Genomic DNA, 25,734 nt, shown 5'->3' with positions numbered 1-25,734 from the left:
GGAATTTAGCGGTCACGACAGGAAGCACACACCGTGTGACAGACATTCTGCAAAGGAGGGGCGACCGTGGAGCTGACCGTTTGGGGCATCATCACTGCGCTCATCGTTGGTCTGATCGTCGGCGCTCTGGGCCGCCTGGTCGTGCCGGGCCGCCAGAACATGCCGATCTGGCTGCACATGCTGATCGGCGTGGGCGCCGCGCTGCTCGGCACGGTGCTCGCCCGGGCCGTGGGCATCGCCACCGAGACCGCCGGCATCGACTGGGGCGAGCTGCTCGTCCAGGTGGTGCTGGCCGCCATCGCCGTGGCCCTGGTGGCCGGCGTTGGCCGACGCCGCAGCGTCACCCACCGGTAATTCCCGTACCGCCTGAACCCGACGGGCGCCCGACCACCAGGTCGGGCGCCCGTCCACGTGCGGGGCCCGGGTGGCGCCGGCAGCGGGGCCGGCCACGGCGGGCGCGGTGGAACCTCCCGGTCTGGCGTCGCTCGGGGCGGATTGTCACCCCAAGTCGGTTTGGGTTTCTGGCGCATCGGGCAATCAGGGGGCGCGACACGAACATCACCCATCGTCACAGACATCCATTGAAGGAGGGCGACCGTGGAGCTGACCGTTTGGGGCATCATCACTGCGCTCATCGTTGGTCTGATCGTCGGCGCTCTGGGCCGGCTGGTCGTGCCGGGCCGCCAGAACATGCCGATCTGGCTGCACATGCTGATCGGCGTGGGCGCCGCGCTGCTGGGCACGGTGATCGCCCGCGCCTCGGGCTTCGCCGAAACCGCCGGACTGGACTGGCGTGAGCTGCTGCTGCAGGTCCTGCTGGCGGCCGTCGCCGTGGCCCTGGTGGCCGGGGCCGGTCGCCGCCGGGGGGTCACCCACCGGTAATTCCGCAACGACGGGCGCCCGGCCGGCAGGCCGGGCGCCCGTTCGTCTGCGTACGCCCTGATTCGCCCCGTCGCAGGATGTCCCCCGGCCCGGCGCTGCGATACGGTCGCCTCGCTTCCGCCGAGCGTCCACTGTCGTAAAGGAATTTTTCCTACTAAGGTGCGGCGGAGAAGGTTAATGCCAGACGGCGCGAGGGAGAAGTGGCGTGAACAGGTGGAAGCGGCTGGCTCCGGTCACCGCCGTCGTGGCCTCGGCCGCGATGGTGCTCGCCGGCTGCGGCGGCTCGGACGACGACGGAGCCGCCGACAACAGCAAGCTGACGGTCTGGATGATGGGCGAGGGCAGCGAGGCGCAGACCAAGTTCCTCGACGGCGTCGAGACCGAGTTCCGGCAGAAGCACCCGGACACCGACGTGGTGGTCCAGTACATCCCCTGGCTGGAGGCGCCGAAGAAGTTCCAGGCGGCGCTCGCCGGCGGTGAGGGCCCGGACATCACCGAACTGGGCAACACCGAGACGCAGGGCTGGGCCGCGCAGGAGGCGCTCGCCGACGTCTCCAGCCGGATGGGCGGCTGGGCCGACGGCAAGGACATCCTGCCGGACCTGGTGCAGAACGCGCAGCTCGACGGCAAGCAGTACGGCGTGCCGTGGTACGCCGGCGTGCGGGGCATCTACTACCGCACCGACTGGTTCGCCGAGGCCGGCGTGCAGCCGCCGACCAACTGGGACGAGCTGGTCAACGCCGCCAAGACGGTGCAGGCCAAGAAGCCCGGCACCTACGGCATCGCCCTGCCGGGCAACTCGGAGCTGCCCTTCTACTCGTTCCTCTGGGGCGCCGGCGCCGAGATCGCCACCAACCAGGGCGGCACCTGGAAGTCCGGTTACACCACGCCGGAGGCGCAGAAGGCGGTCAAGTTCTGGACCGACCTGGTGACCGTGCACAAGGTGGCCCCGCCGGCCGCCGCCGGCTGGAACGAGATCGACGCCCGCACCCAGTTCGCCACCGGCAAGGCGGCGATGGCCTTCGGTGGTAGCTGGCAGCAGGGCGCCATCAAGAAGGACAACCCCGAGATCGAGAAGGTCTGGGGCACGTTCCCGATCCCCGGTCCGGACGGCAAGCCGGCGCCCGCCTTCGCCGGGGGCTCCGACGTCGCCATCTGGAAGGACAGCGAGCGGCAGGACCTGGCCTGGGACTACCTGACCGTGCTGCTGAACAAGAAGAACGCCCAGACCTTCGCCGACAGCCTGGGCTTCTTCCCGGTCTACCAGGACCTGGTCAGCGGTGGCACGTACGCCAACGACAAGATCATGGCGCCGTTCGCCACCGCGATGCAGAACACCAAGCTCACGCCGCTCACCCCGAAGTGGGTGGAGGTCAGCCGGACCAAGACGGTGACCCAGGCGATGAACAGCTCGGTCATGAAGGGTCAGAAGACGGTCGAGAAGGCCACCGCCGACGCGGCCGCCGAGATGGAAAGCATCCTCAACGCCAAGTGACCACGCTGACCGAGGCGACGGAGGCGACCGCCGCGCGGGAGAACCCCGCGCGGCGGCGCCGCCGGGTGGACCGCCTGCCCTACCTGCTGCTCCTGCCCTGCCTGGTGATCATCGGGGTGCTGCTGCTCTGGCCCCTCGGCCAGGTCGTGGTGATGTCCTTCTACCGGCTCAACAACGTCCGGCAGCTGCGCGGCGACCGGGAGTGGCCGTGGATCGGGCTGGGCAACTACACCGAGATCCTCGGTGACCCGTTCTTCCTCACCGTGCTGCGCAACACGGTGCTCTTCGCGGCGGCCAACGTGGTGCTGACGATGATCCTGGGCACCCTGGTCGGCCTGCTGCTCAACCGGCTGGGCCGGAAGATGGCCGCCTTCGTGGCCAGTTGCGTGATGCTGGCGTGGGCCACCCCGGCGCTGACCGGCACGATCGTCTGGAAGTGGATCTTCGACGACACCAGCGGCCTGGTCACCTGGTTGTTCAACGCCCTGCCCGACGGGCTCTCCACCAGCCTCTTCGGCCGCAGCGACTGGACCGGCTACGGCTGGTTCAACTCCCCGCTGCTGTTCTTCTCGATCCTCACCCTGGTGGTTGTCTGGCACTCGTTCCCGTTCATCGCGGTGAGCGTGCTGGCCGGGCTGAAGAGCGTGCCGAGTGAGCTGCACGAGGCGGCCCGGGTCGACGGGGCCGGGCCGTGGCGGGTCTTCTGGAAGGTCACCTTCCCGCTGTTGCGGCCGGTCTTCGGGATCCTGATCGTGCTCTCCACCATCTGGGACTTCAAGGTCTTCACCCAGCAGTTCGTGCTCGCCGGCGGCACCCAGGACCGGCCGACGTTCATGCTCGCCATCTACTCGTACGCCGAGGCGTTCTCGCCGCCGCCGAAGTACGGCCTGGGCGCGGCGATCGCGGTGATCCTCACCCTGATCCTGCTCGTGGTGACCGGCTTCTACGTCCGCATGGTGCTCAAGCAGGAGGAGGACGCGTGACGCGACGCGCGGGCGGCGCAGGCGTGAAGCGGATCGCCCTCAACGGCGCGGGTCTGCTGGTGGCGCTCTTCGCGGCCTTCCCGGTCTACTGGATGATCGCCACCTCGCTGAAGCCGAGTTCGGAGATCTTCTCCAGCACGCCCAGGCCGGTGCCGAACGAGCCGACCCTGGAGCACTACCGGGAGATCCTCACCGGCAACCTGATCCCCGGCGTGACCTTCGCCGACTTCTTCCTCAACAGCGCGCTGGTCGCGATCTCCACGGTGCTGCTCAGCGGCCTGGTCGCGCTGCTCGCCGCCACCGCGGTCGCCCGGTTCCGGTTCAAGCTCCGGACCAGCTTCCTGATCATGCTGCTGGTGGTGCAGATGATCCCGCTGGAGGCGCTGGTCATCCCGCTGTTCCTGATGATCCAGCGGCTCGGGCTCTACAACACCCTGCCCAGCCTGATCCTCACCTACCTCGGCTTCTCGCTGCCGTTCGCGGTCTGGATGCTGCGCGGGTTCGTCGCCGCGGTGCCCAAGGAACTGGAGGAGGCGGCCGCGATCGACGGGGCCAGCCGGGCCCAGATCTTCCGCCGGGTCCTCTTCCCGCTGGTGGCGCCCGGCCTGGTGGCGACCAGCATCTTCTCCTTCATCACCGCGTGGAACGAGCTGATCTTCGCGCTGACCTTCATCAACGACCAGAACCGCTACACCCTGCCGGTCGCGATGACCTTCTTCTTCGGCCGGGACGACACCGCCTGGGGGCCGGTGATGGCTGCCTCCACGCTGTTCACCCTGCCCGTGATCATCTTCTTCCTGCTGGTGCAGCGCCGGATGGTCTCGGGGCTGGTCGCCGGCGCGGTGAAGGGCTGACCGCGCCTCGGTGTGCCGATCCCCGCGGCGCCGCCCGGTGGCGGGCCGCCGGGTGGATCTCGATACCGGCCGCCGGCCGGTCCTGGCTAGGCTGGCCGCCATGACGGGCAGGCTGGCATCGGTGAACCTCGGCATCGTGACCGAGGCGGAGTGGGCGGGCGACCCGAGCGGCCGCAGCGGCATCGACAAGCGGCCGGCGGACGGCCCCGTGCTGCTCGGCCCGGACGGGGTGGCCGGTGACTTCATCGGCGAGCGGGCCCACCACGGCGGGCCCGACCAGGCCGTCTACGCCTACGCCGAGGAGGACGCCGGCTGGTGGGCCGGCGAGCTGGGCCGGACGATCGGCCCCGGCGGTTTCGGCGAGAACCTGACCACCTACGCGGTCGACGTGACCGGTGCGGTGATCGGCGAGCGGTGGGCGATCGGGTCGGCGCTGCTCCAGGTGACCAAGCCGCGCACCCCGTGCACGACCTTCGCCGGCTTCTGGGGCGTGCCGGATCTGATCAAGCGGTTCACCGTCCGCGCCACGCCCGGGGCGTACCTGCGGGTGCTGCGGGCGGGCGAGGTCGGCGCGGGCGACCCGGTCGAGGTGGTCGACCGCCCGGCGCACGGCGTGACCATCGGCGAGGTGTTCCGGGCGCTGAACCTGGAGCCGGATCTGCTGCCCCGGCTGCTGGACGCCGCGGACCTGCCGGAGTCGATCCGGGAGAAGGCGCGCCGCCGGGTGGCCGGCCGCCGCTGACCGCCGGCTCCGGAAACCCCGAACGGGCCCCGCCCCGCGCGGGGAGGGGCCCGTTCAGCGTCGGGTCAGCGCAGCCAGGGGATGTTGCGGTCGAGCAGGTCGCGCTGCTTGAGCTCCTTGCGCAGCGGGATCTCGTCGTCGATGTAGCCGTCCCAGTTGATGCCCCAGTAGTTCGCGGTGTGGGTGCCCTCACCGCAGAGCTGGCGCTGCACCGGGGTGCGGTTGGCCCACCACGGGCCGTCCTTGTCGATGTGCAGCTCGTCCAGCGGGCGGATCCACCGGTAGGTGTAGCCGACGAAGAGCATCTTGCGGGTGATCGTCGACAGGTTGGTCGACCGGGAGTGCCACTGGCGGCGGTCGAAGATGAACGCGTCACCCGGGTTGGCGGTGATCTCCACCGTGCCCTCCGGGTCCGGGTTGTGCACGGTGGTGTCGGCCGGGCGGGGCAGCGAGTTCCACAGGTGGCTGCCGGGGATGACCTTGGTGGCGCCGCGACCGTTCTCCGAGAGGTCGGAGAGCACGTAGGCGACCTTCAGCGAGAACATCGGCCGGGGGAGGTCCGGGTCCATCGTCTCCGGGTCGGAGTTCTGCCGGTACCCGTCCTGGTGCCAGCCCCAGTACGGCTTCTCCGGCTCCAGCGCCGGCGGGGTCACGTCCAGGTGGTTGTGGTGGGTGTAGATGTTCCACCCGGCCAGGCCCCACATGTACGGGAAGGTGATCGGGTGGGTGAGCAGGTCGCCGAAGAGCTCGTCGCGCTCCAGGAAGCCCAGCAGGTGCAGGGTCCCGTCCTTGGTGGTGTTGCCCTTGGCCTTCTCCTCGGCGTAGACGCGGTCGACCGCCGCCTCCAGCGCCGCCCGGTGGTCCTCCGTCAGGACGTTCCGCAGCAGGAGGAAGCCCTGCTCGTGAAACTCCTTGCGGTCAGTGTCGCTGATCGGTTCGTAACCGGTCCGGTCGCCGTAGTCGAACGCCACGTCGTACCCCTCCCCATGAGGCGAAACCATTGCTGGCACAGGCCGCCGATCGTAACGCGGTGAAAGGGCGGGCGGGAATGCCCGACCGGCCGTCCGGTGCGGGAGCCGGACCATGGGCAGCGGTACGACTGCGGTGGGTATACATAGCGCCGGATTCTCGCGCCAATCGCGGTGAATGCCGGATTGTGCGGTGACTGCCGGTAAGGAGATCGGGGGCGGGGACCGTCACCCCTCGGCGAAGACCTCCGCCACCACCCGTGACGGGTCGGGGGAGCCGTCGGTCACCCGCTTCCAGGTGCCGTCCCGGGCGGTCCACTCCAGGTCGCCGAAGCGCACCCGCTTGACCCCGTGGTCACCGGCGTGGGAGACCAGCCAGTGGGCGTACCGCCAGCCGCCGCGCTGGTTGGCGGCGGGCACGGTCAGGCCGGTCAGGTCGTCGGCGGCGACCGCCGCGGCCAGCCCCCAGTCCAGGGTCAGGCCGCGGGTCAGCGCCGTGGTCGCGGCCACGCCGCGCATCGCCGGATCCCGGCTCACCGTGCAGGCGACCGCCCCGGTCGCGTGCCCGAGCAGCGCCCGGGTGAGCACCTGGGATTCGTCCGCCCACTTCTGGTAGGCCTCGGGGAACGCCGACCGCTGCACCTTCTGCGCCGCGTCGGTCACCCGCATCCGCTCCCAGCCGCGCACCTTCTTCAACGCCGCGTAGAACCGGTTGGCCGCGTACCGGGGGTCGCTGATCTGGGTCGGGGTGCCCCAGCCCTGGCTCGGCCGCTGCTGGAACAGCCCGATCGAGTCGCGGTCGCCGCCGTCGAGGTTGCGCAGGCCGGACTCCTGGTACGCGGTGGCCAGCGCCACCACCACCGCCCGCTCCGGCATCTCCCGCTGGATCCCGATCGCCGCGATCGTCGCCGCGTTGGCCATCTGGTCGGCGTCCAGCGCCACCTCGCCGTCGGCCTGCACCGTGCACGTCCGGCTGGCCAGCGGCAACCGCAGCCCCTGCCCGAACTGCCGGACGACATACAGGACCCCGATCACGGCGACGAGCACGAGGACGACCCCGCCCGCAACGACTGCCCGAGTTCGCACCCACACCCCCTGTTCGACAGCCCCACAAGCGTACGTCCCCGAACGGCCGGCCCGGGTCGTCCGACCGGTTCGCGCCCGCTCCGCGGGCTGCGCTCCCGGTGGTCGGGTGAGGCGGAAGATTCCCGTTCCGGCCGGTCTCTCACCTGTCGCCGGCCCGCCCGACCAAACACACGGGGTTCAGCCGGACACCTCCGCGTCGAGCTCGGCCACCCAGCGCGCCGGCCGCTTCTCCCGGAACGCCAGGACGCCCTCGCGGCCGTCGTCGGAGAGGAAGTAGCCGGTGGAGAGGCGGGCCAGCTCGGCGAGTTCGGCGCGCAGGTCGGCGGCGGGCGGCCGGCGCAGCAGCTGCTTCGCCCCGGCGAGCGCGGCGGGCGCGCCGCGGACCAGCGAGTCGCAGAACCGGGCCACCGCGGCGTCCAGCCCGTCGGCCGGCACCGCGGCGGTGACCAGGCCGATCTCGGCGGCCCGGCGGCCGTCGAAGGTGTCCCCGGTGAGGTAGAGCTCGGTCGCCGCCCGCGGGTGCAGCCGGGGCAGCACGGTCGCCGAGATCACCGCGGGGATCACCCCGATCCGCACCTCGGTGAAGGCGAAGCTGGCCTCCTCGGCGCAGACCGCCAGGTCGGCCGCCGCGACCAGGCCGAGGCCGCCCGCCCGGGCCGGCCCGGCGACCCGGGCCACCACCGGCTTCGGGCACTCCCAGACGGCGGCCAGCACGTCGCCGAGCATCCCCGCCGGCACCGTCCCGCTGGCGTACGCGGCCGCGGTCTCCTTCAGGTCGGCACCGGAGCAGAAGACCGGACCGGTGTGGTCCAGCACGACCACCCGGACGGCGTCGTCGGCGACCGCGGCGGCGAGGCCGGCGAGCAGCTCGGTCATCAGCGGAGTGGAGAGCGCGTTGCGGTTGTGCGGGCTGTCCAGGGTGAGGGTGGTCACCCCGCGGGCCGTGGCGACCCGCACCAGCGCGTCGGGAGAGGTCATGCGGGCACACTAGTGGCCATGCCCGGCGTCCTTCCAGAAGGCGAACCCGTCCCCGTCGACGGCTCGCTGCCCGCCACCGCCACCCGCGCGGTCGGCGCGCGCGGTTTCGGCGTGTACGTCCACGTGCCGTTCTGCGCCAGCCGCTGCGGCTACTGCGACTTCAACACCTACACGGCGGCGGAGCTGGGCGGCGGCGCGAGCCGGGAGGGCTACGCCGACACCGTGCTGGCCGAGTTGGCGCTCGCCGCCCGGGTGCTGGGCGACACCCCGCCGCCGCGGGTGGACACGGTCTTCGTCGGCGGCGGCACCCCGACCCTGCTCCCCGCCGACGACCTGGCCCGGATCCTGGACGGCATCGACCGCACCTGGGGGCTGGCCGCCGACGCCGAGGTGACCACCGAGGCCAACCCGGAGTCGGTCAACCCGGAGTCGCTCAAGGCGCTCCGCGCGGCCGGCTACACCCGGATCTCGCTGGGCATGCAGTCCGCATCCCCCGGGGTGCTGGCGATCCTGGACCGTACCCACCGCGCCGGCCGGGCCACCGCCGCCGCCTCCGAGGCGCGCGACGCCGGGTTCGACCACGTCAACCTCGACCTCATCTACGGCACGCCGGGCGAGAGCGCGGCGGACTTCGCCGCCTCGCTGGACCAGGTGGTGGCGGCGGGCGTCGACCACGTCAGCGCGTACGCCCTGATCGTGGAGGACGGCACCCGGCTCGCCGCCCGGATGCGCCGGGGCGAGCTGCCGTACCCCAGCGACGACGTCGCGGCGGACCGCTACCTGGCCGCCGAGGCGACGCTGTCCGCGGCCGGCTTCTCCTGGTACGAGGTCTCCAACTGGGCCCGCACGCCGGCCGCCCGCTGCCGGCACAACCTGCTCTACTGGAGCGGCGCCGACTGGTGGGGCCTCGGCCCGGGGGCGCACAGCCACGTCGGCGGAGTGCGCTGGTGGAACGTCAAGCACCCCACGACGTACGCCCAGCGGCTCGCCGCCGGGGGGTCGCCCGGCCTGGCCCGGGAGGTGCTCACCCCCGACGAGGCGCACACCGAGGACGTCATGCTCCGGCTGCGGCTCGCCGCCGGGCTGCCGTTGGCCAGCCTGGACGCGGCCGGCCGGGCCGGCGCCGGGCAGGCGCTGGCGGACGGGCTGCTGGCCGCGCCCGAGTACGCGGCCGGGCGGGCCGTGCTCACCCTGCGCGGGCGGCTGCTCGCCGACGCCGTGGTGCGCGACCTGCTGCCCTGAGGCGGTCGCCGATCTCGGCACCGGCGGTGGTGCCCCGGAGCCGGCCGGGGGAGCGGCCGGCCCGGGTCACTTGGTGAAGCTGTAGGTCATCGGGTAGCGGTAGAGCACGCCCTCGTTGGCCTTGACCCCGGCGATGATGCCGAAGATCAGCGGCACCAGCCAGACGAGCATCGGGACGAAGAACAGCAGCCCGCAGGTGACCAGCGTGAGCACCCAGCTCAGCACGCTGACGATCGTCCAGGTGAGCTGGAAGTTCAGCGCCGCGACGGCGTGCGCCCGGACGGTCGGCGACTGCTGCCCGCGGACCATCATCGCGATCAGCGGCGCCAGCCAGCCGAGCAGGCCGCCGCCGACGATCACGCCGGCCGCGCCACCGAAGTGGGCGATCAGGGCCCAGGTCTTGTCCTCGTTGTTGGCGTAGCCGCCGGTGGGCGGGCCGTAGCCGCCGCCGGCCGGGTAGCCGGCCCCCGGCGGGTAGCCCCCGGGCGGCGGGTAGCCCCCGGGTGGGGGAGCGCCACCCGGCGGAGGGTAGCCGCCCGACGGCGGTTGGTCACCGATGGGCGGCGGATAGCCACCGGGCGGGGGATAGCCGCCCGGGGCCGGCGCCCCGGACAGTGGTGCGGTGGGTTCGTCGCCGGCCGGCGGGCCGGGGACTGCCGACGGAGCGTTCGGGTCCGGCGGCGGCGCGCCGGGGCCGTCGGCTCCCGGTGGGCGAGGCGGTTCAGTCATGCACGTCACGGTAGGGGCAGCCGGCAACGGCACACCAGAGCGACATCGTCCCGGTTGTCCGGATGATCGGTCGGTGCGGTCCCGGCCTCCCGGCGGGGCGCACCGGTGGTCCGTCTTGATCATCGCGTCCGTGGGCCCGCCGACGTAGACTGGCACTCGCTACAGTCGAGTGCCAGGACGTGCCGCGCGGTCGCCGCGCGCCGCCGGCCGACGTGCGACAGGAGGTGGGGAGGATGGGTCTCGACGACCGCAAGCTCGCGGTCCTGCGCGCGATCGTCGAGGACTACGTCGCCACGCAGGAGCCCGTCGGCAGCAAGGCGCTGGTCGAGCGGCACCAGCTCGGGGTCTCCCCGGCGACCGTCCGCAACGACATGGCGGTGCTGGAGGAGGAGGGCTACATCCGGCAGCCGCACACCAGCGCCGGCCGGGTGCCCACCGACCGCGGCTACCGGCTCTTCGTGGACCGGCTGTCCCGGGTCAAGCCGCTCAGCCCGGCCGAGCGCCGGGCGATCGAGCGCTTCCTGGTCGGCGCGGTCGACCTCGACGACGTGGTGCACCGCACGGTACGGCTGCTGGCGCAGCTGACCCGGCAGGTCGCCGTCGTGCAGTACCCGAGCCTGGCCCGCTCCTCGGTGCGCCACCTGGAGCTGGTGCCGATCTCCACCACCCGGCTGATGCTCGTGATGATCGCCGACACCGGCCGGGTCGAGCAGCGGCTGGTCGAGATGCCCGGCCCGATTTCGGCCGAGGACGTCACCGACCTGCGCCGGCTGGTCAACGAGAAGCTGGTCGGCACCCGGCTGTCGGAGACCCCGCCGCTGGTGCAGGCGCTGGTCGACGAGGCCATCCCCGCCCTGCGGCCGGCGATGGCCACCCTCTCCACCGTGCTGCTGGAGACGTTGGTCGAGCGGCACGAGGAGCGGATCGCGTTGGCCGGCACGGCCAACCTGACCCGCGGCGGCCTGCTCGACTTCCAGGGCTCGCTGCGACCCATCCTCGAGGCGCTCGAGGAGGAGGTCGTGCTGCTCAAGCTCATCGGCGAGGCGGAGCCGAGCACGACGCGGGTGCTGATCGGCGACGAGAACGAGATCGACAACCTGCGGGCCGCCTCGGTGGTGAGCACCGGCTACGGCCCGGGTTCGACGATCGTCGGTGGTCTCGGCGTGCTGGGGCCGACCCGGATGGACTACCCCGGCACCATCGCCACGGTGCGGGCCGTGGCACGCTACGTGGGCGACCTGCTGGCCCAGAACTGACCAGGCAGAACCGACGGCCGGTTCCGGCCGGCGACCGGCGCAACGCGAGACGAACATGAGGACACGGAACGCAGTGGCCAGGGACTACTACGGCATTCTCGGTGTGAGCCGGGACGCCTCCGACGACGAGATCAAGCGCGCCTACCGCAAGCTGGCGCGGCAGTACCACCCGGACGTCAATCCGGACCCGGAGGCCCAGGAGAAGTTCAAGGACATCAACGCCGCGTACGAGGTCCTCTCGGACGACCGGAAACGGCAGATCGTCGACCTGGGCGGCGACCCGCTCGCCCCGGGCGGCGGGGGCGCGGGCGGCCCCGGAGGCCCCGGCGGCGCCGGCCCGTTCGTCGGCTTCCAGGACATCATGGACGCGTTCTTCGGCGGCGCGGGCGGCGCCCGCGGGCCGCGGCCGCGTACCCGGCCCGGGGCGGACGCGATCCTGCGGCTGGAACTGGACCTGCACGAGACGGCGTTCGGCGTGGAGGCCCCGATCACCGTCGACACCGCCGTGCTCTGCACCACCTGCTCCGGCGCCGGCACCGCCGCCGGCACCCACCTGGCCACCTGCGAGGCGTGCGGCGGCCGGGGCGAGGTGCAGTCGGTGCAGCGCACCTTCCTCGGCCAGGTCGTCTCGGCCCGCCCGTGCACGGTCTGCCAGGGCTACGGCACCACCATCCCGCACCCCTGCCCGACCTGCGCCGGCGACGGCCGGGTGCGGACCCGCCGGTCGCTGACCGTGAAGATCCCGGCCGGCGTCGAGGACGGCATGCGGATCCGGCTGGCCCAGCAGGGCGAGGTGGGCCCGGGCGGCGGCACCGCCGGGGACCTCTACGTGGAGATCCACGAGCGCCCGCACGACGTCTACTCCCGCAAGGGCGACGACCTGCACTGCCGGGTCACCGTGCCGATGACCGCCGCGGCGCTCGGCACCCGGCTGACCATCAAGACGCTGGACAGCGAGGAGACCGTGGACGTCAAGCCGGGCACCCAGCCGGGCAGCACGCTGCGGCTGCGGGCCCGGGGCGTGCCGCACCTGCGCGGCACCGGCCGGGGCGACCTCTACGTCCACCTCGACGTGCGCACGCCCGCCAAGCTCGACGCCGAGCAGGAGCGGATGCTGCGCGAGTTCGCCAAGACCCGGGGCGAGGAGGTCGCCGAGCTGACCAAGCAGGGCGGCTTCTTCTCCCGGATGCGCGACGCCTTCAACGGCCACGCCTGACCCGCCGGCTCGCCGTCCCGGCCGCTGCCGGGGGCGGCTAGCCTGATCGACGTGTCCGCACCGCTGTTCCTGGTCGAGTCGTTGCCGACCGCCGACTCGCTGACCCTCGACGGCCCCGAGGGCCACCACGCCGCCACGGTGCAGCGCCTGCGCGTCGGCGAGGAACTGCTGCTCGCCGACGGGCACGGGGGCACGGCCACCGCCGTGGTCACCGCCGTCGGCCGGGGCAGCCTGGAGCTCGACGTCCGCTCGCGCGGGTACGTGGACGCGTCGGTACCGCGGCTGGTGGTGGTGCAGGGCATCGCCAAGGGCGACCGGGGCGAACTGGCCGTGCAGGCGATGACCGAGGTCGGGGTGGACGAGATCGTGCCCTGGGCGGCGGCCCGCTCGGTGACCCTGTGGCGCGGCGAGCGGGGCGTACGGGCCCGGGAGAAGTGGGCGGCGACCGCCCGGGAGGCCGCCAAGCAGGCCCGCCGCGCCTGGCTGCCGGTGGTCGCCGGGGCGCCGGACGAGTCGACCGGCACGGTGGCCCGCCGGGTCGCCGGGGCCGCCGCCGCGTTCGTGCTGCACGAGGAGGCCGACGACCGGCTGACCACCGTCGAGCTGCCCGACAGCGGCGAGATCGTGCTGGTCGTCGGCCCCGAGGGTGGCATCGCCCCGGCCGAGCTGGACGCGTTCACCGAGGCCGGCGCCCGTCCGGTCCGGCTCGGGCCGTCCGTGCTGCGCACCTCGACGGCCGGCGTCGCCGCGCTCTCCGTGCTCTCGACCCGGCTGGACCGCTGGTAGCCGCTGCGCCCGGCGGGCCGGCGCGGCCCCGGCGCCCGCTGCCGCACCTCCTTTGCTCTGCGTCAACCCACGCACAGGTTGCGGCCGCCAACTGTTGCGTCCGGTGAAGCAGAGCAAAGGGCGTGCGGGAGAGTTGTCGGGGCCGGTCAGCTGCGCAGGTAGGAGGCGCCGTTGAGGTCGACGATGGTGCCGGAGGCCCACTCGGCCTGCGGCGAGGCGAGCCAGTGCACGGCGGCGGCGATCTCCTCGGGGCGGGCGACCCGGTCGAACGGGCTCTGCGCCCGTACCGCCTCGCCGCGCGGCGACTTGAGGTGCTCGTTGGTCATGTCGGTCGCCACGAAGCCGGGCGCGACCGTGGCCACCGCGATGCCGTACGGGGCCAGCGCCACCGCCAGCGACTGCCCCATCGCGTTCAACCCCGCCTTGCTCGCCCCGTACGCCGGGTTGCCCGGCTCGCCCCGGAACGCGCCCCGGGAGGAGACGTTGACGATCCGGCCGCCCCGCTCACGCATGTGCTGGGCGGCGCACCAGCTGGCGTTGGCCGCGCCGAACAGGTTGGTGTCCAGCACCTCGCGCCAGCGCTGCCGCCACTGCTCGTAGCTGCTCTCGAAGACCGGGTGCGGCGGGTCGGCGGGCCCGAACACGCCCGCGTTGTTCACCAGCACGTCCAGGCCGCCGAGCAGGCCGGCCGCCTCGTCCACCATCGCCCGGACCGCGTCCGGGTCGGCGAGGTCGGCCCGGACCACCACGTGCCCCTCGCCGGGCAGCTGCGCGCGCAGCTCCTCGGCCAGCTCCGCGGAGTCCCGGTGGTGGATCGCCACCCGGTCGCCGCCGGCCGCGAAGGCCCGCACCACCGCCCGCCCGATGCCGCGCGAGCCCCCCGTCACCAGTACCGCCCGTGAAGTCACGCCGGCCATCATGCCGGAGCGGTCCGGCCTCGCCCACCGGCCCCCGGCGCAGCGCTTAGCATGCCCGAATGGGATCCGACTGCCTGTTCTGCCGCATCGTCGCCGGGGAGATCCCGGCCACCATCGTCCGGGAGACCGACACCACCCTCGCGTTCCGCGACATCGACCCCAAGGCGCCGGTGCACGTGCTGGTCGTCCCCAAGGAGCACTACGCCGACGTGGCCACGCTCGGCCAGGGCGACCCGGCGCTGGCCGGTGAGCTGCTCGCCACGGCCGCCGCGGTGGCCGAGGACGAGGGGCTGCTCGGCGACGGGTTCCGGCTGATGTTCAACACCGGGGCGTACGGCGGCCAGGAGGTCTTCCACGCGCACGCGCACCTGCTCGGCGGCGCGCCGCTCGGGCCGATGCTCTGCCGCTGACCCGTCGGCCCCCGCCGGCCGGACGTCTCTCCTTACACTGCCCGGGTGACGGATGTGGGGGACCGCCTCGGGCGGATGGTGCGGCAGGTGCAGGCGCAGGGCCGGGTGCCGGCGGTGTCGGCGGCGCTGCACCGGGCCGACCGGGAACCGTGGTCGTGCACGGTCGGCTGGACCGGCAGCGACACCGCGCTCGACCCGGAGACGCGGTTCCGGATCGGCTCGGTCACCAAGACCTTCACCGCCGTGCTGACCCTCCAGTGCCGCGACGACGGCCTGCTCGACCTGGACGACCCGATCGGCCGCCACCTCGACCTGCCGGCGCACGGCGAGCTGACCGTGCGCCGGCTGCTCTCGCACACCGCCGGGCTGCAACGGGAGCCGTACGGCGACGTCTGGGACACCCTGCGTGCCCCGGACACCGGGCAACTCCTGGCCGAGCTGGCCCGCGCCGAGCGGGTGCTGCCGCCCGGGCGCCGCTACCACTACTCCAACCTCGGCATGGCGCTGCTCGGCCGGCTGGTCGGCGAGCTGCGCGGCGGCACCTGGGCGGAGGTGCTGACCGAGCGGGTGCTGATCCCGCTGGGGCTGACCCACACCACGGTGGCACCCGGCCGGCGGGCTGCCACGGGCTTCCTGGTCGACGCGTACTCCGACGAGGCCCACCCGGAGCCGCCGACCGACTTCGGCGCGGTCGGCCCGGCCGCCCAGCTCTGGAGCACCGCCGGGGACATGGCCCGGTGGGCGGCGTTCCTCGCCGATCCGGCGGCGCTCGACGCGGCCGGCCGGGTGCTCGCCCCGGCGACCCTGGACGAGATGCGCTGGCCGGTGACGGTCACCGACGAGACGCTCTGGGCCGGCGGCTTCGGGCTCGGGTTGATCCTGGTCCCGCAGGGCAAGCGGATCATGCACGTGGGGCACGACGGCGCGATGCCCGGTTTCCTGGCCGCCGTCTACGGGCGGCGGGGCGGCGACGGCACGCCCGGCGCGATGGGCGCCGCCGTGCTCGGCTCCTCCGGCACCGCGGCGGAGCTGTTCGACCTGCCGCACCGGCTGCTCACCGCGGCGGTGGAGCACGACCCGGCGGAGGTCGAGCCGTGGCGGCCGGGGCCGCCGGCCCCCGAGTCGGTACGCGGGCTGCTCGGCCGCTGGTGGGGCGAGGGCTTCGAGTACGTCTTCTCCTGGCACGACGGGGCCCTGCGGGCCCGGGGCGCCGACGACCCGCCGGGCAAGCCGCCGGCGGTCTTCGCGCCGCTGCCGGACCGGCCGGACGTGTTCCGCACGGTCTCCGGCCGGGAGGCCGGTGAGCTGCTCCGACTGACCCGGGACGAGCGCGGCTCGGTGGTCCGGATGCACTGGGCGACGTACCGGTTCACCCGCACCCAGGAGACCTTCGAGCGGTACGACTTCCGGGCGGGGAGCTGACCCGGGGGCGGCGGAAATGGACGGGGTGCCACCCGCGTTGAACCGATACGATGGGTGTAACGTCCGCACGCCGCGCCAGCAGGGCCGGCGCCGATTCGAGAGCAGGTGGCGCAGGGCCCCTCGGCCCGATCTATGACCGGCACCCCACCTCCCGGCCCGCCCCGGGTGCAGACCAGGATCACGGTTCCCGATTCCAAGATCATGGTCAACCTGCTCGGCGCGGGTGACGAGATCCTGCGACTGGTCGAGCGCTCGGTGAACAGCGACGTGCACGTCCGGGGCAACGAGATCACGATCACCGGTGCCCCCGCGGACAACGCCCTCGCCGAGCGAATCTTCAGTGAGCTGCTCGAACTCATCGAGAAAGGCGAGACCCTGACCACAGACGCCGTCCGGCGTACCGTCGGCATGCTCGAGCAGGGCAGCGCCGAGCGGCCCGCCGAGGTCCTGACGCTCAACATCCTCTCCCGGCGCGGGCGCACCATCCGTCCCAAGACCCTGGGCCAGAAGCGCTACGTCGACGCGATCGACGCGCACACCATCGTCTTCGGCATCGGGCCCGCCGGCACCGGCAAGACCTACCTGGCGATGGCGAAGGCCGTCCAGGCGCTCCAGGCCAAGCAGGTCAACCGGATCATCCTCACCCGGCCGGCGGTCGAGGCGGGCGAGCGGCTCGGCTTCCTGCCCGGCACGCTGAACGAGAAGATCGACCCCTACCTGCGCCCGCTCTACGACGCGCTGCACGACATGCTCGACCCGGACTCGATCCCGAAGCTGATGGCGGCGGGCACGATCGAGGTCGCGCCGCTGGCGTACATGCGCGGCCGGACGCTCAACGACGCGTTCATCATCCTCGACGAGGCGCAGAACACCACGCCCGAGCAGATGAAGATGTTCCTCACCCGGCTCGGCTTCAACTCCAAGATCGTCGTCACCGGTGACGTCACCCAGGTGGACCTCCCCGGCGGCACGACCAGCGGCCTGCGGGTGGTCCGGGAGATCCTGGGCGGAGTCGAGGACGTCCACTTCGCCCAGCTGTCCAGCTCCGACGTGGTGCGGCACCGGCTGGTCGGGGAGATCGTCGACGCGTACGCCCGCTGGGACGCCGAGCGGGAGAACCAGCAGGCGCAGAGCGTGCACGCCGTGCCGGGGCGCACCGCCCAGGGCGGCCGGGCCGGCCGGCGCCGCTAGACAGAGGAAGACACTTGTCCATCGAGATCGCCAACGAGTCCGGTGTCGAGGTCGACACCGACGCCGTGCTCGCCGTCGCCCGGCACGCCCTCGACGAGATGGGGGTCAACCCCCTCGCCGAGCTCTCCGTGCTGCTGGTCGACATCGACTACATGACCGAGCTCAACCACCGCTGGATGGGCGGTGACGGGCCGACCGACGTGCTCGCCTTCCCCATGGACGAGGGCAGTGTCGACCACGGGCCGGGGGAGGCCACCGCCGCCGGCGGCGAGCCCGCCCTGCTCGGTGACATCGTGCTCTGCCCCGAGGTGGCGGCCAAGCAGGCGGCCGCCGCCGGGCACTCCGCCGCCGACGAGCTGCACCTGCTGACCGTGCACGGGGTGCTGCACCTGCTCGGTTACGACCACGCCGAGCCGGAGGAGGAGCGGGAGATGTTCGCGCTCCAGGCCCGACTGCTGGCGAGCTGGCGGTCGACCCGGTCCCGGTGATGTCCACTCCGCTACTGGCGGCCGGCGCCACCGCCGGCCTGCCCGACGCGCGACTGCTCGTCTTCGCCGCCGCGCTGGTGGTGCTCGCCGGCCTGATCGCGATGACCGAGGCCGCGCTGGCCGCCGTCTCCCCGGCCCGGGCCGCCGAACTGGCCCGCGACGGCGTGCGCGGCGCGCGTACCCTCCAGGTCGTCGCCGGTGACGTGGTCCGCCACCTCAACCTGCTCCTGCTGCTGCGGCTGCTCGCCGAACTGACCGCCACCACCCTGGTGGCCCTGGTCGCGGTGGACACCTTCGGCGCGGGCTGGCGGGCGGCACTGATCACCGCCGGAGCGATGACCGTGGTCAGCTTCGTCGTGGTCGGCGTCGGCCCACGCACCCTCGGCCGGCAGCACGCGTACGCGGTGGGCCGGGCGGTCGCGCCGCTGGTGCGCTGGCTCGGGCGGGCGCTCAACCCGCTCGCCTCGCTGCTGATCCTGATCGGCAACGCGGTGACCCCGGGGCGCGGTTTCCGGGAGGGCCCGTTCGCCACCCAGGTGGAGCTGCGCGAGCTGGTCGACCTGGCCGAACAGCGCGGCGTGGTCGAGCACGGCGAACGCCAGATGATCCACTCGGTCTTCGCGCTCGGCGACACCATCGCCCGCGAGGTGATGGTCCCGCGCACGGAGATGGTCTGGATAGAGGGGAGCAAGACGCTCTCCCAGGCGCTGGCGCTATTCCTGCGCTCCGGCTTCTCCCGGATCCCGGTCATCGGCGAGAGCGTCGACGACGTGCTCGGCGTGCTCTACCTCAAGGACCTGATCCGGCGCACCCAGGGCGGCGCGCCGGAGGACGGCCGGCTGCCGGTCGCCGAGCTGATGCGCCCGGCCACCTTCGTGCCCGAGTCCAAGCCGGTCGACGACCTGCTCTCCGAGATGCAGGCCGCCCGCAACCACCTGGTGATCGTCGTCGACGAGTACGGCGGCACCGGCGGGCTGGTCACCATCGAGGACATCCTGGAGGAGATCGTCGGCGAGATCACCGACGAGTACGATGTCGAGCGGCCGCCGGTCGAACGCCTGGAGGACGGGGCGGTGCGGGTCACCGCCCGGCTTCCGGTGGAGGACCTCGGCGAGCTGTTCGACACCGACCTGCCCGCCGACGAGGTGGAGACGGTCGGCGGGCTGCTCGCCCAGTCGCTGGGTCGGGTTCCGATACCGGGGGCGCAGGTCGAGGTGGCCGGCCTCCGGCTGGTCGCCGAGGGCACCACCGGCCGACGCAACCGGATCGACACGGTGCTGGTGCGGCGGGTGGAGTCGACCGGCGAGCCGGAGAGCCCGGGCCGCGGCGAGCACCCCGAGTCCCGGGGCAACCACAACCGATCCGAGGAGAGGCAACCCGCCGATGCCTGAGTCATCCGCCCTGCCGGCCGCCCGGCCGAGCCCGTCCGAGCCGGTCGAGCTGAGCGCCGAGGACGCCAAGCTGGTGGTGCTGGCCCGGGGCGCGCGGGGCCGGGTGGGCGCCGTGGAGGGCGCGGCGGTCCGCGACCAGGACGGCCGGACGTACGCCGCGGCCAGCGTCGCGCTGCCCTCGCTGACGATCACCGCGCTCCAGTTGGCGGTCGCCTCGGCGGCGGCGGCCGGCGCCACCCGGCTGGAGGCGGCCGCGGTGGTGACCGAGGCGTCGACGCTGGACGGCGCCGGGCACGCCGCGGTGCGCGACCTCTCCGCCGACGCGCCGGTGCACGTGGCCGCGCCGGACGGCACCGTCCTCGGCACGGTGACCGCGTGAGCGACCTGGCACCGCGTCCTTACCGGGCCGGGTTCGCCTGCTTCGTCGGCCGGCCCAACGCCGGCAAGTCGACGCTGACGAACGCGATCGTCGGGCAGAAGATCGCGATCACCTCGAACAAGCCGCAGACCACCCGGCACGTGATCCGGGCCGTGCTGCACCGGCCCGAGTCGCAGCTCGTGCTCGTCGACACCCCGGGCCTGCACCGCCCCCGTACGCTGCTCGGCGAGCGCCTCAACGACCTGGTCCGGCAGACCTGGAGCGAGGTCGACGTGATCGGCCTCTGCATCCCGGCCGACGAGCCGGTCGGCCGCGGCGACCGGTTCATCACCAGCGAGCTGTCCGGGCTGAAGGCCACCGTGCTGGCGGTGGTGACCAAGACCGACCTGGTCGACCGCAAGCGGCTCGCCGAGCAGTTGCTCGCGGTCAGCGAGCTGGGCGACTTCGCCGAGGTGGTGCCGGTCAGCGCGGTCTCCGGGCACCAGCTCGACACGCTGGTCGACGTGATGACCCGCTACCTGCCCGAGTCGCCCCAGCTCTACCCGGACGACATGCTCACCGACGACCCGGAGCAGGTGCTGGTCGCGGAGCTGATCCGGGAGGCCGCCCTGGAGGGCGTCCGCGACGAGCTGCCGCACTCCATCGCGGTGGTGGTCGAGGAGATGGTCCCCGAGGGTCAGCTCACCAAGATCTACGCCGACGTCTACGTCGAGCGGCCCAGCCAGAAGGCGATCGTGATCGGCCACCGGGCCAGCCGGCTCAAGGAGGTCGGCACCACCGCCCGCCGGCAGATCGAGGAGCTGCTCGGCACCCGGGTCTACCTCGACCTGCACGTCCGGGTGGCCAAGGACTGGCAGCGGGACCCCAAGCAGCTGCGCAAGCTCGGCTTCTGACGCCGGTTCGGCACCGGCCGCCGCGGCCCGGGCGGACCGGGTGTGCAGTGATCGGTATCGGTCGGGCATATGGGGAGTTTCACGTTCCGGTCGGGGCGCCGGCCGTTTGGCGGGGCCGCGGCGGAGGGTAGGGGGAGAAGTCCCCCGCCCCCGGACCCCTGCGCAGGCTGATGCGAAACCGATACCTGGACCTGCTCCGCTTCCTGGCCATCGTTCGAGTCGTCGTCTACCACGTCACCGGGTGGGCCACCCTGACCCTGGTCTTCCCGGCGATGTCGGTGATGTTCGCGCTGGCCGGCTCGCTGATGGCCGCCTCGCTGCACCGCTGGGGTCCGGCCGCCGTCGTGCGCCGGCTGCGCCGCCTGCTGCCGTCGCTCTGGGTGGTCGCCGCGGTCTTCGTCCCGGCCATGCTGCTCACCGGGCTGCCGCTGAGCCCGAAGGTGCTGCTCTGGATCTTCCCGGTCGCCGACCCGCCGGCCAACGACTGGGGTGCCCTGGCGTTGAGCGTGATCTGGTATCTGCGCGACTACCTCTGGTTCGTGCTCGCCTCGCCGGTCGCCCTCTGGCTGTTCCGGCGCGCCCCGGTGCCCACCCTGCTCGCCCCGTACGCCCTGCTCGCCGCCGTGGAGCTGGGGCTGTACCCGACCGCGCCGGTGGTGCTGCGCGAGTTCGGGCTCTACTTCGGCGCCTGGCTGCTCGGCTTCGCCCACCAGGCCGGGATGCTGCGCCGGCTGGCCAACCGGGTGCTGCTGCCGGTCGCGCTGGCCCTCGCCGCGGCCGGTGGCGCGTGGATCGTCACCCATCCGGGGCCGCGTGGTCTCGACCTCAACGACAACCACCTCGGCAACGCGCTCTGGTCGGCGGCCTTCGTGCTCGTCCTGCTGGGCCGGGGACCGGCCGGCGCGGCCTGGCTCGACCGGGTACCCCGGTTCGGCCGGCTGGTGACCGTGTTCAACCGGCGGGCGCTGACCGTCTACCTCTGGCACATGCCGTTCGTGGTCGCGCTCACCCCGCTGGTCGACGTGGTGGGCTGGTCGCACCAGGACCCGCTCGGGCTGGCCATCCGGATCGCCCTGGTCTTCGCGCTGGTCGCGGCGGTGACCGCGCTGGTCGGTTGGGTGGAGGACGTGGCGGCCGGCCGGCCGCCGGAACTGGTCCCCGGCGGCCGCCGGACCCCCCGGACGCCGGCCGGCGCGTCATCGCCCCCCGCGGGGACGGCCCGCGCACCGGTGGCGGCGCCGTCCAGCCCGCCGCCCGCCGGCGCTGCCGCGGTCGGGCCCGGCGTGCCGGCCGGCGCCCGGGCGGTCGTCCCGGCGCCGCGCGGCTTCGGCGAGCCGGAGACCGTGGAACTCAGCGCTGGGCGACCGTGATGTCGCCGCTGCCGGTGCCCACGTCGAGCACCAGCCGCGCGGCCGGGTCGTCGGGCACGGCGACGTGCACGTCACCGGAGCCGGCGCTGGACCGGACCCGGTACTGGCCGGCGGGCACGAGCAGCGTGACGTCCCCGCTGGAGGCGTGCGCCCGGGCCGAGGCGGCCGTGCTGAGCTCGAGGGTGACGTTGCCGGAGCTGGTCTCGGCGTCCGCCTCGCCGCCGAGGCGGCGCGCGGAGATGTCCCCGGAGGAGGCGCGCAGGGTGGTCGGGGCGGCCACGTCGTCCACGTCGATGTTGCCGGAGCCGGTCTCGGCACGTACCGCGCCGGAGGCGCCGCTGACCCGGATGTTGCCCGAGCCGAGCTGGAACTCCACCGGGCCGACCCGGCTCAGGTCGACGTCGCCGGAGCCGGTCTCGCCCTGCACCGCCACCCCTTCCGGTGCGGTGACCTCGTAGGAGACGCTGCACCGGGAGCCGCAGTCGGCGTCCAGCACCAGCTCGCTGCCCTTGATCTCGTACCGGGCGTCGGGCTGGCCGCCCTGGTAGCGCACCACCCGCTTGATCCGCACCTCGCCGGCCGGACCGGATGCCCTGATCACCACGTCGCCGGAGCCGGGTAGCACCCGGATCATGGTGATCCGGGCCGCCTCGGTGTTGTCGAAGTCGAGCCGCCGGAAGGAGAGGTTGTCGCACCCGGCGAGGACGATGAGCGCGGCGGTCGCGGCGAGCGCGGCGGTGGTCCGGTGCAGTGCCATATCGAGCACGCTACGGCCGATCCCCGGCACCACACATCCGGGTCAACCGGCCGCGCACCCCGAACCAACCCTGATTTCGCACCCCGAGGGAGAATGGCCCGATGGTCGGGTACCGCCGACAGCTCTACCGCGACGACGCGGTGGTCCTGCGCGTACAGAAGCTCGGCGAGTCCGACCGGATCATCACCCTGCTCACCCGCCGGCACGGCCGGCTGCGCGCGGTCGCCCGGGGCATCCGGCGCACCACCAGCAAGTTCGGCGCCCGGCTGGAGCCGTTCGGCCACGTCGACCTCCAGCTCGCCGGTGATCCGAAGGGCAACCACGGCAGTTCGCTGCACACCGTGAGCCAGGTCGAGGGGATCGACCTCTACGGCAAGCGCTTCCTCGGCGACTACCCGCGCTACACCGCCGCCAGCGCGATCGCCGAGACGGCCGAGCGGCTCACCCCGGTGGAGCGGGAGCCCTCGCTGCGGCTGTTCCAGCTCACCCTCGGCGCGTTGCGCGCGCTCGCCGACGGCAGCCACGCCACCACCCTGGTGCTCGACGCCTACCTGCTGCGCGGGATGGCGCTGGCCGGCTGGGCGCCGGCGTTGACCGCCTGCGCGGTCTGCGGCACCCCCGGGCGGCACCGGGCGTTCTCCGTACCGGCCGGGGGCGCGGTCTGCCCGGACTGCCGACCTCCCGGCGCCGCCCACCCCGCCCCGGCCACCATCGACCTGATGTCCGCGCTGACCAGCGGCGACTGGCGGGTCGCCGACGCCACCGAGACCGGCGTACGCCGGGAGTGCAGCGGCCTGGTCGCGGCGCACCTGCAGTGGCACCTGGAGCGCGCGCTACGCTCGCTGCCGCTGGTCGACCGGGGCGCCCCGGTGCCCGGCGCGGAAGGCGCGAGCAGGGAGAAGAGCGAGTGATCCGATCGATGAGGGGCGGCCGGCGCGAGCCGGTGCCGCCGACACCGCACCCCTCGGGCGCCCGGCCACCGGCGCTGCCCCGGGAGGCGCTGCCCCGGCACGTCGCCGTGGTGATGGACGGCAACGGCCGGTGGGCCAAGGAGCGCGGGCTTCCCCGCACCAAGGGCCACGAGGCGGGGGAGTTCTCCCTCTTCGACACCATCGAGGGCGCCATCGAGCTGGGCATCCCCTACCTGTCGGCGTACGCCTTCTCGACCGAGAACTGGCGGCGCTCGCCGGAGGAGGTCCGCTTCCTGATGGGCTTCAACCGGGACGTCATCCGCCGCCGCCGCGACCAGCTGGTCGACCTCGGCGTCCGGGTGGTCTGGTCCGGCCGGGCCGGGCGGCTGTGGAAGAGCGTGATCTCGGAGCTGCAGACCGCCGAGGAGATGTCCCGCGGCAACTCCACCCTGACCCTGCAGTTCTGCGTCAACTACGGCGGGCAGGCCGAGATCGCCGACGCCGCCGCCGCGATCGCCCGGGACGCGGCCGCGGGCCGGCTCGACCCGGCGAAGGTCACCGAGAAGACGGTGGCGAAGTACCTCTACCACCCGGAGGTCCCCGAGGTGGACCTCTTCCTCCGTCCCTCCGGCGAGCAGCGGATCTCCAACTACCTGCTCTGGCAGACCGCGTACGCCGAGCTGGTCTTCCTGGACACGCTCTGGCCGGACTTCGACCGCCGCCACCTCTGGTACGCCTGCGAGCTGTACGCGCAGCGGGACCGGCGCTTCGGTGGCGCGCTGCCCAACCCGGTCGCCCCGCCGAGCTGAGGCGCGAGGCTTACCCGACCGTCACGCTGGGTACCAATCCGGTCAGCAGCCACTGACGGAGGTGAACCCACATGATCCAGAAGCGCATTGCCCAGTGGGCGGTGATGGCGATCGCGGTGCCGCTGGCGGCGGCCGGCGTGCGCCGGATCAGTCACACGCTGGAGGCCCGCCGTGGCCCGTCCGGGGTCACCCGCCTGCTCACCAAGGGCGCCGACCTGCTCCGCCCGCAGAAGACCAAGCGTCGCCGCTTCTTCTGACCCCATCGGGCAGCGCCGCCCCACGGGGCGGCGCTGGCCGTCCCGGCGCCGCCCCGCCCGTCGGCGGTCGCGTGGTGGCACCGCGAGAGCCGCTGACCGGGCTGACCAGGCGCCGGGTCCGTCCACCGGGCGGACCCGCCACACCCGCATGATCGACTGATCGGTCGGGGTTCGGGGTTTCGGCGTTGGTGGAGGGTGGCGGTGCCTAGGATCGGACGTGGGGCAGGGGCATGCCCCGGACCGCGTCGAGCCTCGGGGGTGGGGATGCGGGATCTCCGGTTCAAAATGATCATGGCACTGAACGCCGCCGACCTCGGTGACCCGATCTGCGAGCAGGTGGCCGAGATCTGCGCCGAGATCGCCGAGCAGCACTGCGCCGAACTCGGCCACGCGCCCCGGCTGCGCTCCGGCGAGATCGCCGAGCTGGCCACCGGCGAACCGGCCCTGACCTGGGCGCCCACGCCCACCGACACCGGGCAGCGTGCCTGGTGACCGGGCCCGCCGGCGGGCGGCCGGCGCCGGTCGGCCGGTCGGTGACCCGGTGACCGGGGCCGCGCCGGCGGTGGACGTCCGCCGGGCCGACGACCGCTTCGCCACCCGGATCTCCTGGCTCGACTCGAAGCACTCGTTCTCGTTCTCCCGGCACTACGACCCGGCCAACACCCACCACGGCCTGCTGCTGGTCAACAACGACGACGTGGTGCGGCCGGGCGCCGGTTTCGAGACCCATCCGCACCAGGACATGGAGATCGTCACCTGGGTGCTGCGCGGGTCGCTGGTGCACCAGGACTCGACCGGGCACTCCGGCGTGATCTATCCCGGGCTGGCCCAGCGGATGAGCGCCGGCACCGGCATCCTGCACTCGGAGAAGAACGACGCCTGGCGGCTCGAGCGCCGGGCCCCGCACACCGACCCGGTCCACTTCGTGCAGATGTGGGTGCTGCCGGACACCGAGGGCATCGACCCCGGCTACGAGCAGTTGGAGATCGACGACCAGTTGCTCCGCGGCGGCCTGGTGCCGGTGGCGTCCGGGATGGACCGGTACGACGGGGGGTCGGCGATCCGGATCCGCAACCGGTACGCCACCCTGCACGCCGCCCGGCTCACCCCCGGCGACGAGGTGACCCTGCCGGACGCGCCCTTCGTGCACCTCTACGTGCCGGTCGGCGCGGTGACCCTGGAGGGCAGCGGCCTGCTCGCCACGGGCGACGCCGCCCGGCTCACCGGCACCGGCGGCCAGCGGGTCACCGCCACCGAGCCCGCCGAGATCCTGGTCTGGGAGATGCACGCCACCATCGCCTGACTCCCGCCCCCGTGCCTCC

Annotated in this window: 29 protein-coding genes; 23 read left to right on the top strand and 6 right to left on the bottom strand. The window is 73.3% G+C overall.

The genetic code is table 11. The features are described 5' to 3' along the window. Positions 1 to 66 precede the first annotated feature (66 nt). The 6 genes from AC1WTP_RS24300 to AC1WTP_RS24275 all read left to right on the top strand — a co-directional run bounded on the left by AC1WTP_RS24300 (position 67) and on the right by AC1WTP_RS24275 (position 4,956). Positions 67 to 354 carry a GlsB/YeaQ/YmgE family stress response membrane protein gene (locus AC1WTP_RS24300; protein ID WP_481651573.1) on the top strand — a complete coding sequence of 96 codons (288 nt, stop codon included), beginning with the start codon at positions 67 to 69 and terminating at the stop codon, positions 352 to 354. 243 nt (positions 355 to 597) lie between these two features. Beyond that, positions 598 to 882 (top strand): GlsB/YeaQ/YmgE family stress response membrane protein, encoded by a 285-nt coding sequence (locus tag AC1WTP_RS24295; RefSeq protein WP_481651572.1) that lies wholly within the window; start codon positions 598 to 600, stop codon positions 880 to 882. 205 nt (positions 883 to 1,087) lie between these two features. Further along, positions 1,088 to 2,377: a sugar ABC transporter substrate-binding protein gene (locus AC1WTP_RS24290; RefSeq protein ID WP_481651571.1), complete on the top strand. Its 1,290-nt coding sequence runs from the start codon at positions 1,088 to 1,090 to the stop codon at positions 2,375 to 2,377. Beyond that, the gene (locus tag AC1WTP_RS24285) at positions 2,374 to 3,360 is read left to right on the top strand and encodes a carbohydrate ABC transporter permease (RefSeq protein WP_481651570.1); all 987 of its coding nucleotides are present in this window, start codon (positions 2,374 to 2,376) and stop codon (positions 3,358 to 3,360) included. Before AC1WTP_RS24290 ends, AC1WTP_RS24285 begins: the two co-directional genes overlap by 4 nt. A 23-nt stretch (positions 3,361 to 3,383) precedes the next feature. Next, complete coding sequence (locus tag AC1WTP_RS24280) at positions 3,384 to 4,214, top strand: carbohydrate ABC transporter permease (protein WP_481651620.1); 831 nt, start codon at positions 3,384 to 3,386, stop codon at positions 4,212 to 4,214. Between the two features lie 100 nt (positions 4,215 to 4,314). Beyond that, a complete protein-coding gene (locus tag AC1WTP_RS24275) occupies positions 4,315 to 4,956 on the top strand; it encodes an MOSC domain-containing protein (RefSeq protein ID WP_481651569.1) in 642 nt (213 codons plus the stop codon). Between the two features lie 65 nt (positions 4,957 to 5,021). On the opposite strand, the gene AC1WTP_RS24270 is transcribed toward AC1WTP_RS24275, so the two are convergent. The 3 genes from AC1WTP_RS24270 to AC1WTP_RS24260 all read right to left on the bottom strand — a co-directional run bounded on the left by AC1WTP_RS24270 (position 5,022) and on the right by AC1WTP_RS24260 (position 7,988). Further along, positions 5,022 to 5,927, bottom strand: a complete 906-nt coding sequence (locus AC1WTP_RS24270) for a phytanoyl-CoA dioxygenase family protein (protein ID WP_481651568.1) — start codon at positions 5,925 to 5,927, stop codon at positions 5,022 to 5,024. 225 nt (positions 5,928 to 6,152) lie between these two features. Next, positions 6,153 to 7,016 (bottom strand): hypothetical protein, encoded by an 864-nt coding sequence (locus AC1WTP_RS24265; RefSeq protein WP_481651567.1) that lies wholly within the window; start codon positions 7,014 to 7,016, stop codon positions 6,153 to 6,155. Positions 7,017 to 7,187: 171 nt separating this feature from the next. Then, positions 7,188 to 7,988 (bottom strand): enoyl-CoA hydratase-related protein, encoded by an 801-nt coding sequence (locus AC1WTP_RS24260; RefSeq protein ID WP_481651566.1) that lies wholly within the window; start codon positions 7,986 to 7,988, stop codon positions 7,188 to 7,190. Between the two features lie 18 nt (positions 7,989 to 8,006). Between AC1WTP_RS24260 and hemW the strand changes: the two genes are divergently transcribed. Then, entirely contained in the window at positions 8,007 to 9,230 is a 1,224-nt protein-coding gene (gene hemW / locus AC1WTP_RS24255) for a radical SAM family heme chaperone HemW (RefSeq protein WP_481651565.1), read from the top strand. Between the two features lie 66 nt (positions 9,231 to 9,296). Here the strand turns inward: hemW and AC1WTP_RS24250 are convergent, their stop codons facing one another. Continuing rightward, positions 9,297 to 9,959 carry a DUF4870 domain-containing protein gene (locus tag AC1WTP_RS24250; protein WP_481651564.1) on the bottom strand — a complete coding sequence of 221 codons (663 nt, stop codon included), beginning with the start codon at positions 9,957 to 9,959 and terminating at the stop codon, positions 9,297 to 9,299. A 233-nt stretch (positions 9,960 to 10,192) separates the two neighbouring features. On the opposite strand from AC1WTP_RS24250, the gene hrcA reads away from it, so the two are divergent. The 3 genes from hrcA to AC1WTP_RS24235 all read left to right on the top strand — a co-directional run bounded on the left by hrcA (position 10,193) and on the right by AC1WTP_RS24235 (position 13,217). Next, on the top strand, positions 10,193 to 11,215 hold the full coding sequence (gene hrcA / locus AC1WTP_RS24245; RefSeq protein WP_481651563.1) for a heat-inducible transcriptional repressor HrcA: 1,023 nt from the start codon (positions 10,193 to 10,195) through the stop codon (positions 11,213 to 11,215). Positions 11,216 to 11,288: 73 nt separating this feature from the next. Then, positions 11,289 to 12,431, top strand: coding sequence for a molecular chaperone DnaJ (gene dnaJ / locus AC1WTP_RS24240; protein ID WP_481651619.1), 1,143 nt, complete (start codon positions 11,289 to 11,291; stop codon positions 12,429 to 12,431). 51 nt (positions 12,432 to 12,482) lie between these two features. Further along, positions 12,483 to 13,217, top strand: a complete 735-nt coding sequence (locus AC1WTP_RS24235; RefSeq protein WP_481651562.1) for a 16S rRNA (uracil(1498)-N(3))-methyltransferase — start codon at positions 12,483 to 12,485, stop codon at positions 13,215 to 13,217. Between the two features lie 146 nt (positions 13,218 to 13,363). Here AC1WTP_RS24235 and AC1WTP_RS24230 read toward each other — a convergent pair whose 3' ends face one another. Beyond that, positions 13,364 to 14,125 (bottom strand): SDR family NAD(P)-dependent oxidoreductase, encoded by a 762-nt coding sequence (locus AC1WTP_RS24230; protein WP_481651561.1) that lies wholly within the window; start codon positions 14,123 to 14,125, stop codon positions 13,364 to 13,366. A 68-nt stretch (positions 14,126 to 14,193) separates the two neighbouring features. Here AC1WTP_RS24230 and AC1WTP_RS24225 point away from each other — a divergent pair, with 68 nt between their 5' ends. The 8 genes from AC1WTP_RS24225 to AC1WTP_RS24190 all read left to right on the top strand — a co-directional run bounded on the left by AC1WTP_RS24225 (position 14,194) and on the right by AC1WTP_RS24190 (position 21,678). Continuing rightward, complete coding sequence (locus AC1WTP_RS24225; protein ID WP_481651560.1) at positions 14,194 to 14,544, top strand: histidine triad nucleotide-binding protein; 351 nt, start codon at positions 14,194 to 14,196, stop codon at positions 14,542 to 14,544. A gap of 45 nt (positions 14,545 to 14,589) precedes the next feature. Continuing rightward, the gene (locus AC1WTP_RS24220) at positions 14,590 to 15,966 is read left to right on the top strand and encodes a serine hydrolase domain-containing protein (protein WP_481651559.1); all 1,377 of its coding nucleotides are present in this window, start codon (positions 14,590 to 14,592) and stop codon (positions 15,964 to 15,966) included. Positions 15,967 to 16,098: 132 nt separating this feature from the next. Beyond that, entirely contained in the window at positions 16,099 to 17,157 is a 1,059-nt protein-coding gene (locus AC1WTP_RS24215) for a PhoH family protein (protein WP_481651618.1), read from the top strand. A 14-nt stretch (positions 17,158 to 17,171) separates the two neighbouring features. Then, a complete protein-coding gene (gene ybeY, locus AC1WTP_RS24210) occupies positions 17,172 to 17,645 on the top strand; it encodes an rRNA maturation RNase YbeY (RefSeq protein ID WP_447138475.1) in 474 nt (157 codons plus the stop codon). After that, complete coding sequence (locus AC1WTP_RS24205) at positions 17,621 to 19,036, top strand: hemolysin family protein (protein WP_481651617.1); 1,416 nt, start codon at positions 17,621 to 17,623, stop codon at positions 19,034 to 19,036. The genes ybeY and AC1WTP_RS24205 overlap by 25 nt, the downstream gene beginning before the upstream one ends. Then, the gene (locus tag AC1WTP_RS24200; RefSeq protein ID WP_447138476.1) at positions 19,029 to 19,415 is read left to right on the top strand and encodes a cytidine deaminase; all 387 of its coding nucleotides are present in this window, start codon (positions 19,029 to 19,031) and stop codon (positions 19,413 to 19,415) included. The genes AC1WTP_RS24205 and AC1WTP_RS24200 overlap by 8 nt, the downstream gene beginning before the upstream one ends. Continuing rightward, complete coding sequence (gene era / locus AC1WTP_RS24195) at positions 19,412 to 20,308, top strand: GTPase Era (RefSeq protein WP_481651558.1); 897 nt, start codon at positions 19,412 to 19,414, stop codon at positions 20,306 to 20,308. The genes AC1WTP_RS24200 and era overlap by 4 nt, the downstream gene beginning before the upstream one ends. Positions 20,309 to 20,478: 170 nt before the next feature. Beyond that, a complete protein-coding gene (locus AC1WTP_RS24190; protein WP_481651557.1) occupies positions 20,479 to 21,678 on the top strand; it encodes an acyltransferase family protein in 1,200 nt (399 codons plus the stop codon). On the opposite strand, the gene AC1WTP_RS24185 is transcribed toward AC1WTP_RS24190, so the two are convergent. Continuing rightward, entirely contained in the window at positions 21,659 to 22,435 is a 777-nt protein-coding gene (locus AC1WTP_RS24185) for a DUF4097 family beta strand repeat-containing protein (RefSeq protein WP_481651556.1), read from the bottom strand. The two genes, AC1WTP_RS24190 and AC1WTP_RS24185, sit on opposite strands and share 20 nt — an antisense overlap. A gap of 101 nt (positions 22,436 to 22,536) precedes the next feature. Between AC1WTP_RS24185 and recO the strand changes: the two genes are divergently transcribed. From recO to AC1WTP_RS24160, 5 genes are all read left to right on the top strand, one after another. Beyond that, positions 22,537 to 23,346, top strand: a complete 810-nt coding sequence (gene recO / locus AC1WTP_RS24180) for a DNA repair protein RecO (protein ID WP_481651555.1) — start codon at positions 22,537 to 22,539, stop codon at positions 23,344 to 23,346. Between the two features lie 8 nt (positions 23,347 to 23,354). Then, positions 23,355 to 24,155: an isoprenyl transferase gene (locus tag AC1WTP_RS24175; RefSeq protein ID WP_481651616.1), complete on the top strand. Its 801-nt coding sequence runs from the start codon at positions 23,355 to 23,357 to the stop codon at positions 24,153 to 24,155. Positions 24,156 to 24,226: 71 nt separating this feature from the next. Then, on the top strand, positions 24,227 to 24,412 hold the full coding sequence (locus AC1WTP_RS24170) for a hypothetical protein (RefSeq protein WP_481651554.1): 186 nt from the start codon (positions 24,227 to 24,229) through the stop codon (positions 24,410 to 24,412). A gap of 291 nt (positions 24,413 to 24,703) precedes the next feature. Beyond that, positions 24,704 to 24,904: a thioredoxin reductase gene (locus tag AC1WTP_RS24165; RefSeq protein ID WP_481651553.1), complete on the top strand. Its 201-nt coding sequence runs from the start codon at positions 24,704 to 24,706 to the stop codon at positions 24,902 to 24,904. Continuing rightward, entirely contained in the window at positions 24,894 to 25,715 is an 822-nt protein-coding gene (locus tag AC1WTP_RS24160; protein ID WP_481651552.1) for a pirin family protein, read from the top strand. The genes AC1WTP_RS24165 and AC1WTP_RS24160 overlap by 11 nt, the downstream gene beginning before the upstream one ends. Positions 25,716 to 25,734 lie beyond the last annotated feature (19 nt).

The sequence above is a fragment of the Micromonospora sp. R311 genome, assembly GCF_056780015.1.
This window is presented reverse-complemented; position numbering and strand designations above follow the sequence as displayed.

What these genes read in the sequence shown, in the direction of transcription:
- AC1WTP_RS24190 (WP_481651557.1), top strand. Translation starts at nt 20,479, where the DNA reads ATGCGAAACCGATACCTGGACCTGCTCCGCTTCCTGGCCATCGTTCGA.
- AC1WTP_RS24215 (WP_481651618.1), top strand. Translation starts at nt 16,099, where the DNA reads ATGACCGGCACCCCACCTCCCGGCCCGCCCCGGGTGCAGACCAGGATC.
- AC1WTP_RS24175 (WP_481651616.1), top strand. Translation starts at nt 23,355, where the DNA reads ATGAGGGGCGGCCGGCGCGAGCCGGTGCCGCCGACACCGCACCCCTCG.
- AC1WTP_RS24225 (WP_481651560.1), top strand. Translation starts at nt 14,194, where the DNA reads ATGGGATCCGACTGCCTGTTCTGCCGCATCGTCGCCGGGGAGATCCCG.
- hrcA (WP_481651563.1), top strand. Translation starts at nt 10,193, where the DNA reads ATGGGTCTCGACGACCGCAAGCTCGCGGTCCTGCGCGCGATCGTCGAG.
- AC1WTP_RS24250 (WP_481651564.1), bottom strand. Translation starts at nt 9,959, where the DNA reads ATGACTGAACCGCCTCGCCCACCGGGAGCCGACGGCCCCGGCGCGCCG.
- recO (WP_481651555.1), top strand. Translation starts at nt 22,537, where the DNA reads ATGGTCGGGTACCGCCGACAGCTCTACCGCGACGACGCGGTGGTCCTG.
- AC1WTP_RS24260 (WP_481651566.1), bottom strand. Translation starts at nt 7,988, where the DNA reads ATGACCTCTCCCGACGCGCTGGTGCGGGTCGCCACGGCCCGCGGGGTG.
- AC1WTP_RS24200 (WP_447138476.1), top strand. Translation starts at nt 19,029, where the DNA reads ATGCCTGAGTCATCCGCCCTGCCGGCCGCCCGGCCGAGCCCGTCCGAG.
- AC1WTP_RS24185 (WP_481651556.1), bottom strand. Translation starts at nt 22,435, where the DNA reads ATGGCACTGCACCGGACCACCGCCGCGCTCGCCGCGACCGCCGCGCTC.
- AC1WTP_RS24275 (WP_481651569.1), top strand. Translation starts at nt 4,315, where the DNA reads ATGACGGGCAGGCTGGCATCGGTGAACCTCGGCATCGTGACCGAGGCG.
- hemW (WP_481651565.1), top strand. Translation starts at nt 8,007, where the DNA reads ATGCCCGGCGTCCTTCCAGAAGGCGAACCCGTCCCCGTCGACGGCTCG.
- AC1WTP_RS24165 (WP_481651553.1), top strand. Translation starts at nt 24,704, where the DNA reads ATGGCACTGAACGCCGCCGACCTCGGTGACCCGATCTGCGAGCAGGTG.
- AC1WTP_RS24170 (WP_481651554.1), top strand. Translation starts at nt 24,227, where the DNA reads ATGATCCAGAAGCGCATTGCCCAGTGGGCGGTGATGGCGATCGCGGTG.